Raw genomic sequence first — 13,251 nt, 5'->3', positions numbered from 1 at the left:
GGAACACTTTTTAATTGCAAGTTATATGATGTCTTCATGTGTTAAAGCTTAAGTGAATCATGCTTTGCCAAATGTGCAGTACAATTATACAAACTGCAATTCCAGACGTTCATACTTCTTGTCAGCGAAGTAAGTGAAGTATTCTTTAAGGATTCATCCATGTCTGAATCCGGCATGAGAGCGTTTAACAGACGTTTTATGAAGGCGCCATGGCTGACAACCAACACCCTTTTATCCACATGTTTATCACTAATTTCTTCTATGAAAGACATCCCCCTGGAAATAATATTTTCATTCGTTTCAAATCCCATATCCAGCTCACGCCAGTTCGGACCCCATTTTTTCACCCGTTCTTCCTCTGTGGTTCCTTCAATAAGGCCGCCGCCTCTTTCACGAAGTCTTGGATCCAAATGCAGTGGTACTTCGATTTTATCCACGATAATTTCCGCCGTTTGCTTTGCCCGCAACAGATCACTGGAATAAACGATATCCCAATTACGAATCTCTGGCCGCACCGCAAGTAACCGTGCCTCCTGCAATCCCTGTTCAGCCAGTGGAATATCCGAACTTCCTTGCGCTCTGCCTTCGATATTCCACGGTGTAATTCCATGGCGTACAAAACCGAGTTTAATCATAAAACATCTCTCCTCTATCAACCGGTAGTTTCATAATAACATAATTTTCAGACATGGTGATGCTAAAAAATTCAAGAACAATATTGGACCATTGGCAAAGGCGAATGGTCCATTTTTTCTATAAAACATAATTAAATTGGATGCAGCGAATGGGTGTTAAATTTTGCTGAAGTGATAAAGTTCACAATGATTTCGCTAAAGTTTACACATTAAACGCTAAACTTCAAAAGTAAAGTGCTAAAGTTCACAATTGGAATGATAAAGTTCACAATCGCCATTTTCAAACCAACTTTCCAAAAGTTCCACCCTGATGCCCGGCATCAGGACGGTTTTGTATAATTCAATTCCCAGCTGATTCCGTTCCTATCTTTGACAATTGCATGCTTGGCACCCCAGAAGGTATCCTGCAGTTCCATTTTAACCTCACCGTCTTTAGCAAGTTCATTGTAAACTTTTTCAATCTCCTCTTCTGCATCAAGATCCGGTCCAAGCAAAATGTCTGTTCCCTGAATGGTTTGATCCCCAAATACATCTGCCATATATAGGATACAGTTTTCATTAATATGCAGTTCGGCATGGATGTATTTACCTTCATGACCTTTAAACATTTCTATGCCATCAGCTAACTGTGTGTTTTTTATTTCACCACCGAATACCCGCTGATAATATTCAATTTCTTCCTTGCAATTTTCAATTCGCAAATGTGGAACAAGTTTTTTCATTAAAAGTCACTCCTTCATCGTTGCTTCCATTTTATCATTCCATAGCAGATCAATAAAAACTTCCAATGCCTTTGTTTGAAACGGTGATTTCGTAATGAATGAAAATTCCCGTTTGAAAGGAAGCCCCTCAACATTCAAGATTACCAGGCTGCCATTTCTTACATCTTTTTGGATAGCCCATTGGGACAACAGGGAAACACCAAGCCCCGCTTCTACCGTTCCTTTAATTGGTTGTGTACTGCTGAATGTCATGCGCATTGCCGGGGAAATACCGATACTCCGAAACATATTTTCCGTTGCTTCCCTTGTTCCAGATCCACTTTCCCGAACAATCCATGTTTCCTGTTCCAATTCCGCTATATTCACAGGTATTTTTTTCCTGGCAAGGGTATGTTCCGGTGATGTGACCACATACATATGATCCGCTGCAAACACTTCTTTCCTTAGCTGCTGATCCTTAAAATGCCCCTCGACGATGCCGATATCCAATTGATGTGCCGACACCTGTTCGGCAATTACTGACGTATTCGCTATGGTAACTTCCGGTTCAATGTTTGGGTAAAATTTACGCAATTTGGCAATGATTTGAGGCAATACATACTCTCCAAAAGTATAACTTGCTCCAATCGACAGCGGTCCATTCGCCTTATTCATAAGATCATCGACAAGCGTTTGCATGTTCGTATAAAGCCCTAATATCTCTTTTGCATGATGATAGACAACTTCGCCTGCTTTGTTTAAACGTACATATTTATTCGTTCGTTCCAGAAGCCGTGTTCCAACACTCTCTTCAAACATCCGGATATACTGGCTTACCGCGGGCTGCGTCATATGCAGTTCCTCAGCCGCCCTGGAAAAATTCTTCTTTTCCGCAACTGTTACAAACACACTTAAATGCTGATCCACGTTTTCACCCACCTTTCCCTTACACTATAACATATTACTTATTATAGCTATTATAATGATTTATTTCCCTTATACAGAAAAACCCCTTAATCTGATTACAGGGAGGTTTTTATATGGCAAACAATGCAGGTGTTCAATCATCCGCCGGCAAGTGGATTGGCGGGGTGGCGTTCACATTTTTCATAGCACTATTGGGATACCTACTGGCGATGGTGCCGGGATTTGACCGTGTCGGGCAGCTGGCCTGCGCTATTATCATTGCAATTATTTACAGACAGTTTTTCGGTTACCCGGAAATCATTCGCTCGGGAATCGGTTTTTCATCGAAAAGATTGTTGCGGGCTGCCATTATTTTATACGGACTTAAACTAAATATCGATGTTGTGTTAAATGACGGATTGGGACTGCTCGCCCGTGATGCCGGTGTTATCCTGTTTGCAATCCTGCTGACCGTTTGGCTTGCAAAGGTTTTTAAGGCAAACCACACCATCTCCCTGTTACTCGGAGTTGGTACAGGTGTCTGTGGGGCAGCCGCGATTGCTGCTGTTGCACCGATTATAAAAGCAAAAGATGAAGATACTGCTATCGGCGTTGGGATAATCGCCATGATGGGGACCATTTTTGCGATTGGCTATACGATTATACGTCCAATCCTGCCAATGACTCCAGTTGAATACGGTACATGGTCTGGATCCAGCCTGCATGAAGTGGCCCATGTTGCACTAGCTGCTGCACCAGGCGGGGAAAATGCATTGGCAATTGCACTTCTGGCAAAATTGGGCCGGGTATTTTTACTGGTTCCACTATGTTTTATCTTAATTTACTTTATGAAAAGGAAAAACAAATCATCGGAACAACCGGACACGAAAGTGGAGTTTCCATGGTTCCTGGTTGGCTTTATCATCCTTAGTATTCTGGGAAGTTATGTGTTTGGACATTCCATTCCGGTATCAGATGATGTGATGAATATCGTCTTCGCAATTACCAACTGGCTCCTAACTGCCGCAATGGTTGGACTTGGTCTGAATGTTAGTCTTCGTGATTTGCGAACCAAAGCACTAAAACCATTGATAGCAATGGCTATTACGTCCGTGTGTCTATCCGTAATTGTTTACTTCATTGTCTGATCCTGAACAAAAGCCGCATCTGCTTGAAAGGTGCGGCTTTACATGTTTACAATTATCCACCTCGGGAAAAGAAATGAAACATTCTTTTAGTGGAGGACCACGATGAAGCAACTAATGAAACTGACAGCTATTGCCATTATAGCCGGAATTGTACTTGCAGGATTATTGAATATAATTCAATCGCTTACCGGAAATCATGCCTATATATTGCTGTTTAACATGGATTATATACCGCTTCTGAAACAGTGGAATAACACTTATGGAGCGGGGATGGTATTTCACTTCGCAACGTGCATTGCCAGTGTGATTGTCCTGTTTTATCTGCTTAAACCCCTGCAACGCTCGCTGACATTTCTCCCCTATTTCCTGACATACACTATTGGCGGTGGAATATTATATTCATTAACAGCACTGACGGAGTTGCCCCCTGCCCTCACAGACACAACAGCATGGGGGATTTGGACGCTTGGTCATGGTGTTTATGGTATCGTTATCGGATTACTGATGAAATATTGGAAATAAACCTGCTGCCGAATTTCAGTTGTCAGCGTCACCCCGGAGTGCTACAATAATTGATAATGAGTCTCAATTACGGAGGAAATGGGGAAATACGATGAATGGGGAACATGAATTGTTTGATGTAACGATAATCGGCGGCGGGTCTGCCGGTTTATTTGCGGCGTATTATACCGGCATGCGGGATATGAAAACAAAAATTATTGAAAATCAATCAGAACTTGGCGGGACAGTTTCTGTTTTCTATCCGGAAAAATATATTTATGATGTGGGCGGCATTTCCAAAATTTCCGGTGAGGAGTTGGTCAGCCAACTGAAAGAACAGGCACTTATGTTTGACCCCACCATCATTTACAACCAAAAAATCGAGCAGCTTAATCAGCAAGATGATGGAACATATATCCTTACAACACATTCCGGTGAAGTGCATTACACCAAAACTGTGATTATTGCAGTCGGCCCGGGTGCATTTTCCGTTAATCGATTAAAATTAAATCATGGATACATTGATGCCGGAGACCATATTCATTATGAAACGGTTGATCCTGAAAAATTTGCCGGAAAGGATGTCCTCCTTTATGGTGGCATAAATAGTGCTGTAACGCTGGCAAACAGCCTATCAGGCATTGCCAAAAAAGTGTATCTGATGCATAAACATAATAAATTTAAGTCGTTGGAATCGGAACTCGACCAACTTCACAAGTCGAATGTTGAAATCCTGACACCATATACAATGACAGGACTTGACGGAGACGCCCTTTCTGCCGTCCATGCCCGGCATATTAAGACAAAGGAAGATCAGATTATCCCGGTCGATGATTTGATTATTTGCCAAGGCTACAGCTTTGACTTGTCACCGGTTTCGGATTGGGGATTCACATTGGAAAGCAGGCGGATTCCGGTCAATGAAAACATGGAAACACATATGAAAGGTGTTTTTGTCGCGGGTGATATTGCCGGCTATCCGCAAAAATGGCGCCTGCTCGCATCCGCCTTTAATGAAGCAATTACTGCCGCCAATCATGCCAAATACCATGTCGATCCCTCCGCGGTAAAACAGGTGTATAGCTCGATTGTGCTTGATGAATAAAAAAATCAGCCGCATTTTCATTAAATGCGGCTTAACAATTATTTCAAGTTCAACTTTTTATCTTTCATCTCATATACAACATCAGCTGTCCGTTCCACAAACGTCCGATCATGTGATACCAAGAAAACCGTTCCTTGATAGCCCTTCAAAAATTTTTCCAGTGCAACCATACAATCGATATCCAAAAAATTCGTCGGCTCATCCAAAACAAGCACATTGTATCTTCCCAGAAAAAGCTGACACAACGCAAGTCGAATCGATTCTCCCCCGCTTAAATCACGCACATCTTTTTTCATGTCATTGCCTGTAAAATTCATAGCATCCAGAACAGCCCGTATCCTCCCCTCATGATGGTCACTTCTGTTTTCCATATACTGAAGAACCGTTTCTGCCTTCTTAAATTGAAAGTCCATTTGTTCATAAACTCCAAAGACTACTTTGGGAGACAACTTAATATTTTCTCCATCTCTTACAATATGCCTGAGAAGTTGCGTTTTTCCAGATCCGTTTTTTCCCGTTATTGCAATCGTTGCTCCGAGCGGGAATTGAAAACTGGCTTCCTGCAAAAGGATTTTATTCCTGACAGACAAGGTCAACCTGTCAGCCATTACCGGAAATTTATTGTGCATTTGAAGTGCCTTGGACTGATGAAAATAAAGTGGATGCTCTTCTTCTGGCGCTTCCACAACATCAAGCTGTTCCACACGCTGCTCAATGGCTTTTGCTGCCCGCTCTACTGACTTCTGGCTGGTCCCTTTTGATTTTGTCATGAACATTTTGTTCGCTTTTGCCTTCGTATCTTTTTTGGAAAGCTTTTTATTTGATCTCGTCACCTTTTTGGCCTTCTCCATTTTCTTATCTGCGGCATTCAAGAGCCGGTTTTTTTCTTTTACATACAACTCATGCTGCTCCTGCTGCTGTTTCTTTTCCAATTCCTTCTGCTGCACATAATCGGAGTAGTTACCCGTGTATTCCGTAATGCGTCCGTCTTTAATTTCCCAAATCTTGGTTACCAGCTGATCCAAAACATACCGATCATGACTAACAAGAATCAATGATCCATAATAATAAGCAAGCTGATCTAATAAAAAATCTGTTCCGGCAGTATCCAAATGTGTTGTCGGTTCATCAACCAACAGCATATCGTGATACATTGAAAAAACTTGAGCCATCTTCATTCTCGTTTGTTCCCCGCCACTTAATTTTGAAATATCTGTTTGCGGAACCGATAGTTTCCCAAGTAATTCAAAATCCTGCCCGCCTTCTTCCGGCAGTGCTGTCTGTTCAAAATACCCAATATCAGCCAGACAATGAACCGTACCCTTATCCGGCAAAATTGATCCATTTATCAGTTTCAATAACGTACTTTTTCCAGACCCATTCTTTCCAACAAGCCCAATCCGATCAAATTGATACACCGAAAGTTTCGGAATATCCAACACCAATTGATCTAAAAAGGACACCTCAACATCTGTTATCTCGAGTTTTAATTGTTCCATGTAATTTCCCTCCAACTTAAAAAATCACAGACTGCTGCCTGTGACCCAAAGTAAACGGAAGTGGAACAACCCCTGTTTCCGGAAATAACGATATAAAAATTAAAGAAAGGCAGAACAAGCTGCCTTTCTGTCAGTTACATTATACAAATCACAGATTATTAAAAAAGGACAGACTGCTCCCGTTTACTCTGCATACACAACCAGAGTCTTTGAACCTATTAAATTACTTGTTCAAAGTTGGGAAACGCAATCTCATCGAATGTGTCACTTTTTCATAATCCTCCTTACCTATTGAATGCACTGTTATTATATGGGTGAATGTTGTCAAAGTCAACCCACTTATGGACTGTCTCGTACTGCATCCCTACCCATTCATGCTAAGTTCCCTTGCAAACTTCTCTGTACTGATACTGACCAGCACGTAAACAAAGAACGATACAACAATCGGCAATACCACGGAATGCAGTCCAAACGGCTTAGGGAAGAATGACTCGGACAATATATATAATCCAATCCCGGTAACCATCGAAGAAAGTGCACCGTATTTATTGCCTTTTTCCCAATAAAGCCCCATAATAATCGGCCAGATAAAGGCTGCCTCCAGTCCGCCGAATGCAAACAAATTCAACCATATTATCAGATTGGGCGGATCCAGTGCTATGATAAATATGATGATGCCTAACAGGGCGGTAATTCCCATACTGAGACGTTTTATTTTTTCATGGGAAGCATCCGGTCGGACATAATTTAAATATAAGTCTTTTACGATTGCGGAACTGACTAGAAGCAGCAACGAATCAACCGTCGACATAATTGCTGCCATAGGCGCTGCCAGCACAACACCGGCGAGCCATTTCGGCAAGACCTCAAGTGCAATCAGCGGCATCACTTTGTCACCGACTTCAATTCCGGGCAAAATCGGTCGTGCAAACACACCGATCAGATGCATGTTTAACATAATGAAACCGACTACTACGGTTCCGATAATCAGTGCACGATGCATGGACCGGGCACTTTTATATGACATTGCCCGTACAGCTATTTGCGGCAATGCAACCACACCAACACCGACTAAAATCCAGAAAGAAGATACGTATGTAGGTGTCAATGTTCCTTCCGCACCAAACGGTGTTACCAGATTCGGGTTTTCATTAGCCAAGTCTGACATGATGTTCGGGATTCCGCCACCGGCAATAATCGTTGCAATCAGCAAAATCAGCGTGCCGACAAACATGATGATCCCTTGAATCGCATCGGTCAACGCTACGGCCCGAAACCCTCCGATAACAACATAAACCAAAACAGATAATGCAAAAATAAATAATGCGCTTGTGTAGGAAATGCCAATCAGTGATTGAATTAGACGCGCGCCGCCAATCCATTGCGCAGCCATTGCCGAAAATAGAAAAATGACAATGCTGCATGCCGATAGCAATACAACCCATTTTGACTGATAACGTTCCTTCAGAAAGTCCACCAGTGTCACTGCATTATACTTGCGGGTGACGATGGCGAATTTTTTCCCCAAAATCATCAACACAAAATAACCGGTCGCAACCTGTGACATTGCCAGCAGAACCCAGCCAAGTCCCTCATTATACGCAACTCCCGGGCCGCCGATGAAACTGCTTGCGCTTCCATATGTAGCAGTCATCGTCATTGCCAGTACAAAACCACCAAGATTCCGGCTTCCAAGAAAATATTCCTGCAAAAAAGAGGTGGTGCTTTTGACATATTTACCTGCCCAAACACCAACGATGAAAATAATGATTAAAAATGCCACTAATGGAACCAATGCCTGCCAGTTCATGATTCATCCCCTTCCTCGTCGAAGGGAATCTCCGTGAAGGCTTTTTTAACAACTACTGTCACAAGTATTACCATTACAATAAATCCAAGGACGCAACTGTAAAAAAACCAAGCCGGCAAACCAAAAATATATGTATATTCAGCTGGATCTTTACTGCCCATTCCATAGGCGAATACAAACCACCAGACAAAATTAAAAATTACCAGCCCAACACCAATCAGCGCTTCTTTGTTGGCAATTTTATACCGATAATCCATTTTGTTAATTTCTTTCTTATCCATTTCCGTGCTCCTCCTTTGAAAAGGGATTTAGCAGTAGATTGTAAATGTTTGAAAATTTAGATGCGGTGCTGATATTTATCGAGATCGATTTGATAGCCGTTTGGAAATACAATTCCCTCCGCTTCCAGAGACATTTTTTGCACTTGGGCCATTTCTTCATCACGGATTGTGATTTTCCCTTCCGCATTTATAACCCGGTGCCATGGAAGATTGTGTTTTTTGCTCATGGAATGAAGAATTCGTGAAACCTGTCTTGCTCCTCTGGGATTTCCCGCGCATTTAGCTATCTGACCATATGTCATGACGTTTCCGCTGGGGATACTTTCTATAATTTTGATGACATCAGCAGTGAATTTTTCCATGAAGTGACGCCCTCCCCTTGTACAAGTTCCTTCTATATTTTATCATGGAAACCGGAATTATGAAGGTGCTGGTTCATCAATCAAGTCGCCACAAATGGCAGTGCCTTGGCGATGACAAACAAATCGTGGACTTTAGAGCCAAAAATTTGTGAACTTGAGCGGATTTCGAGCCAATTTAAGCCGATTTCGGTTGAATTTGAGCCGAATCCCGCTGTGCTTAAGCCGATTCACAAAAACAAACGCACCAACTCCCAGAAAGAGTTGATGCGTTCTTTCAAACGAACTACTGCAGACTGACTTTCAGCACAGTGCCTTCAAAGTCCCGCATCACGATTTCCTCCGAATTTTCGCCATTCGTCACGACAAGTGTAACATCCTTTTCCTGCAAAATATCTACCTGCTTCTTATTCAGCAGCAGTCTTCTTGGCTTTTTCTCATTGTAGATATTGATAATCGCGCGGACACCGTTATTGAGGGCACGCAAATCACTCGTGTGCACAGTTGCAGTTCCGTTATTATCTTTCGGCACAATGACCGCTTCTTCTGGCTGCTCACCGTCACCGGTACCATCAGAGGTTGTAATCCTTCCTTCCGGGCCATATGTGATTGGATTCGTTTCCGAGCTGTTCAGGTTTTTAACAAACTCAACAGTAGCTTCCAGATCAGATGGGCCAGTTATCGGATTTTCGCCAAGTTCACCGATTGGCGCATATTTATCACCTGTTGACGTGCCCATATAATTATTTACCGTCAATGTGTAAGTCTCATCCATATCGATTGGCGAACCGTCCGACAATGTGATATCGACTACTTCATTCGTTTCCGGATTCCATGTATAGTGGAAGCCGCTGATGCTGTAGTCCGGTCCGTATTGCGGTGACAGCTGTGCCTGAATGATTGGATAAAGATCCTCGCCTTTGATTTCAAACATCATAAGTGTGTTGCCGAATGGCTGAATATTGTACAAATCGCCCCACGTAATTTTACCCGCAAGCAGATCATCACGGATTCCGCCGCCATTCATCATCGCGAAGTCGCTGTCCATAGCTGCATTCATGCCATCAGCAATCAAGTTGCCAAGCCCGTGATCCCCATTATTGGAATAATCTCCGGTCAGATCCTGAGCATTATAGCCGACCACTTCATTAATGATTGGTGCGACCATGTCAGCGTATTTTTGCAAAATATTGCTTACTGCCGGGTCAGGTTCAACCTGATTTTGGTTTACAAACACTACTTCCGCTTCCTTGCTGACAATATCACCAGTTTCGCGGTCAATCTCTACATCAACATCGGCAAATGCTTTTCCGTATTCAGAGGCCTGCACGATTAATTTCCCATCGACCACACCATTGTTGACAACATGGTTATGTGCGGAAAAAATCACATCGACCTCATCGTCTACCGTATTGGCTAAATCAGCAGCCTGTCCGGTGACAGTATCACCACTTTGCTGGCCGGGGATATGTGCCAGCAGGACAATGGATTCAACACCTTGTGCCTTTAACTCGGCAACAGCTTCATTCGCCGCCGTTGAAGCATCGGTAAACTCGATATCCTGGATTCCCGATGGCATCACCATACCTGCTGCCTCTTGTGTGATAACACCAACAAAGCCGATTTTTTCACCATCAACCTTCTCCACATGGTAAGGTGGAAGGAATGTATCACCGTTATCTTTGTATACACAATTGGCACACAGTACCGGGAAGTTCATGCCGTCATAATTTTTTGTGCCGTCCGGATGCTCCCCACCATTGACCATGCGCAGCAGTTCATCGGTTCCTTCATCAAATTCGTGATTGCCGACAGTGCCGACATCAAACCCGATTTCCTCCATTACTTCAACGGTCGGTTCATCCTGCAGCAAACCGGATACCGGTGAACTTCCGCCAATCATATCACCTGCATGAACAATTAATGTGTTTGGATTGGTTTGTTCGTGCTGTTTAATCGCTGCAGCGGTATAATCCATTTTTCCGTACATATGGAATGTGCCGTCCCCATCCGGATCAAGCTCATATTCCTGATCAATTTTACCATGCAGGTCGTTCATGCTGAGCAGTTGTACTGACAGATTTCCATCCGGTGTACCTTCATCGCTTCCTGCAAATGTATAGCCATTTGCCTGCGCTGATGCTTCATCCCAGAAAAACACGCGCTTTTCAACAGGAACATCTGCCCAGTTTTCCGGCAGCACATATTTCATTGTATCTGAGTTTCCTACATACTTATCAAATGCTTCTTGATTATCGTGTGTCCGGAAAACAAACGGCAGTTCCAGCAGCGGATCGTCCGGATTCCAGATACCAAGTCCGGCATCTTTTGCTTCTTTTACTGCATTTTGATAGGTCGGGTAAACTTCTTCATTAAACGGTGCGATAAAATATGTTACCGCATAACCTTTCCTCACCATTTCGAGATTAATATTTTTCCCATCTTCTTTTCGGACAATTTCCGCCAGTAATCTTCCATAAGAATCGGTTGGTTCCTCGCCGACTTTTACTTTTACTTTGTCACCAGGCTGGAGCAAATCTTTCATATATGCTTTTGCTTCCTCGCCATGCGCCTTTTGATCGGCATTGATTTCATCCCTGGCCGGATCATCATTATGTGCCGTATACGTTTCCGGCGTATCGATATTTAAAAAGCGTACTTTTGATGCACCAAGCACCGGTGTTTCCAAATGAATTGTGTCACCATCTGTTATACTGGCAACGGTAGATTCATAGGTCCCTTCCGCTGATGGTGGTTTTGGCTGTTCATCGGCAACCTGAATATCCGCTTGTTCAGTCGGAAGTAACTGATAGTTATTATACTGGCTGACGATAGCCGTAATATCATACCATTTTTCAGGTTCAATCTGTGAAATATCAAGTGCATTTTCCATCACCCTAAGCGTCGTGCCATTGTAGTCGGAATCAATCAGTGAAATATTATATCCACCGCCGGCAGGACTTTCAGGGATATTATCAATGTAACCATTCACCTGGACAAGCTCACCTTCGTATGACTCTGCTGCCGCAGTGTTCTGAAGATCAGCAAGTGTAATAGATTGCGGTTCAGGCAGTTCCTGTCCCGTTTCGAGAACCTCAATGGATGAAGGTACAACTTCTTTCAACCCATTATATGAATTGAGTTCCCCGGAAACCTTTACACTGTCTCCTTCTTCCAGCTCCGGAAAATCACCTTGTTCAAATGCAAACAGATTGATGCCGCCTGTCTCGTCTTGTATGTAGGTTGTAAACTGCGCACCATTACTGATTGCATTGCTGTCAACGGTTACAATTCCTTCCACTGTCACTGCAGTACCATCAGGTAAATCACGGGCATCTGCAATAGTGTACATTTCACCGGGATCACCTGGCTCATCCGGCGGGTCTTCTGTACCTGCACCATCCATCGTGTGACTCCCAAGATAGGCGAACGTATCCTTGGTATAATCAGTCCATTCCGCTGCATCATATGTTGCATTCGGCTGCTGAACTGCCGCATTGCGTACCAGCGTAATATCCTTGGCAAATTCACTGTCATCACCGATTATGCCGATTGCATCAACCACATTGCCGTTCTTTTTCAAAACAAATGCATCATTTCCATTAAAATTAATTACGGCTGTGTTCTCCAAATCGGCTTCCGCCAAGATTTCCGCACTTGCATTCTGATGTGCGATTACATATACATCATTATGTTCCAAAGTTCCGGACAACTGTACCGATTGCGTCGGCTCTGTTGCCCCGTTGCTGTAAAGATCCAATTCAAAATCGGACAGATCAACCGGGTTCCCCGTACCATTGTAAAGCTCAATTGCTTTATTGTACGAGCTTCCTTCCACATATTCCGAGATAAATAATCCCTCTGCCGTATTTTCACTGCCTGCAGCTTCGACGAGCGTGGCATAGTTCATGAAAACGAGCGTGAAAATAAGCAATAGACTTAGTATCCGCTTTACCGTTGGATTTTTCATCAACACCCTCCATTATTACAAAATTATGACACACTATTAATATGGCACAGTGAAAACGAGGATACAATTAAGAAATTGTAAAATGCTAGTAAATTACTACTATTTTTGCAGATTTAAATGGAAAACAGTACATAATACCTATGAATGTCACATGTCATAAGGCGCAGTTTTTGATATTAAGGGATCAAGGTTGATTTAAGGAGTTCAAAGGTTGATAATTTGCCGCTGAAGGTTGATTTCTAAACATTGTTGGTTGATTTTCCGGACTTAAGGGTTGATTATCACCTGCTGATGGTTGATATGTGGAAATGAAGGTCGATTGCCCGATGAAATAAG

The 13,251-nt window shown here is 42.9% G+C and carries 12 protein-coding genes; 3 read left to right on the top strand and 9 right to left on the bottom strand.

The features are described 5' to 3' along the window. Positions 1 to 41: 41 nt before the first annotated feature. The 3 genes from B1K71_RS01335 to B1K71_RS01325 form a co-directional block, all read right to left on the bottom strand. Positions 42 to 635, bottom strand: coding sequence for a histidine phosphatase family protein (locus B1K71_RS01335; RefSeq protein WP_077324226.1), 594 nt, complete (start codon positions 633 to 635; stop codon positions 42 to 44). Positions 636 to 955: 320 nt separating this feature from the next. Beyond that, positions 956 to 1,357: a VOC family protein gene (locus B1K71_RS01330; protein ID WP_077324225.1), complete on the bottom strand. Its 402-nt coding sequence runs from the start codon at positions 1,355 to 1,357 to the stop codon at positions 956 to 958. Positions 1,358 to 1,363: 6 nt separating this feature from the next. After that, positions 1,364 to 2,263 carry a LysR family transcriptional regulator gene (locus tag B1K71_RS01325; RefSeq protein ID WP_077324224.1) on the bottom strand — a complete coding sequence of 300 codons (900 nt, stop codon included), beginning with the start codon at positions 2,261 to 2,263 and terminating at the stop codon, positions 1,364 to 1,366. A 113-nt stretch (positions 2,264 to 2,376) separates the two neighbouring features. On the opposite strand from B1K71_RS01325, the gene B1K71_RS01320 reads away from it, so the two are divergent. The 3 genes from B1K71_RS01320 (at position 2,377) to B1K71_RS01310 (ending at position 4,996) form a co-directional block, all read left to right on the top strand. After that, positions 2,377 to 3,390 (top strand): YeiH family protein, encoded by a 1,014-nt coding sequence (locus B1K71_RS01320; RefSeq protein WP_077324223.1) that lies wholly within the window; start codon positions 2,377 to 2,379, stop codon positions 3,388 to 3,390. A 102-nt stretch (positions 3,391 to 3,492) separates the two neighbouring features. Beyond that, positions 3,493 to 3,912: a hypothetical protein gene (locus B1K71_RS01315; protein WP_077324222.1), complete on the top strand. Its 420-nt coding sequence runs from the start codon at positions 3,493 to 3,495 to the stop codon at positions 3,910 to 3,912. Between the two features lie 91 nt (positions 3,913 to 4,003). Further along, positions 4,004 to 4,996: an NAD(P)/FAD-dependent oxidoreductase gene (locus tag B1K71_RS01310; RefSeq protein WP_077324221.1), complete on the top strand. Its 993-nt coding sequence runs from the start codon at positions 4,004 to 4,006 to the stop codon at positions 4,994 to 4,996. Positions 4,997 to 5,034: 38 nt separating this feature from the next. Here the strand turns inward: B1K71_RS01310 and B1K71_RS01305 are convergent, their stop codons facing one another. From B1K71_RS01305 to B1K71_RS01285, 6 genes are all read right to left on the bottom strand, one after another. Beyond that, positions 5,035 to 6,495, bottom strand: a complete 1,461-nt coding sequence (locus B1K71_RS01305; protein WP_077324220.1) for an Msr family ABC-F type ribosomal protection protein — start codon at positions 6,493 to 6,495, stop codon at positions 5,035 to 5,037. 223 nt (positions 6,496 to 6,718) lie between these two features. Then, complete coding sequence (locus B1K71_RS20345; RefSeq protein WP_152551248.1) at positions 6,719 to 6,763, bottom strand: erythromycin resistance leader peptide; 45 nt, start codon at positions 6,761 to 6,763, stop codon at positions 6,719 to 6,721. A gap of 96 nt (positions 6,764 to 6,859) precedes the next feature. Next, a complete protein-coding gene (gene panF / locus B1K71_RS01300; RefSeq protein ID WP_077324219.1) occupies positions 6,860 to 8,305 on the bottom strand; it encodes a sodium/pantothenate symporter in 1,446 nt (481 codons plus the stop codon). Beyond that, complete coding sequence (locus B1K71_RS01295) at positions 8,302 to 8,586, bottom strand: YhdT family protein (protein ID WP_077324218.1); 285 nt, start codon at positions 8,584 to 8,586, stop codon at positions 8,302 to 8,304. Before B1K71_RS01295 ends, panF begins: the two co-directional genes overlap by 4 nt. Positions 8,587 to 8,642: 56 nt before the next feature. Further along, positions 8,643 to 8,948: an MGMT family protein gene (locus B1K71_RS01290; protein WP_077324217.1), complete on the bottom strand. Its 306-nt coding sequence runs from the start codon at positions 8,946 to 8,948 to the stop codon at positions 8,643 to 8,645. 283 nt (positions 8,949 to 9,231) lie between these two features. Continuing rightward, positions 9,232 to 12,915, bottom strand: coding sequence for a 5'-nucleotidase C-terminal domain-containing protein (locus B1K71_RS01285; protein ID WP_077324216.1), 3,684 nt, complete (start codon positions 12,913 to 12,915; stop codon positions 9,232 to 9,234). Positions 12,916 to 13,251 lie beyond the last annotated feature (336 nt).

The organism is Virgibacillus siamensis, assembly GCF_900162695.1.
Classification (GTDB): domain Bacteria; phylum Bacillota; class Bacilli; order Bacillales; family Amphibacillaceae; genus Lentibacillus; species Lentibacillus siamensis_A.
Note: the sequence above shows the minus strand (reverse complement) of the source record. Positions and strands in the feature narration are given on the sequence as shown.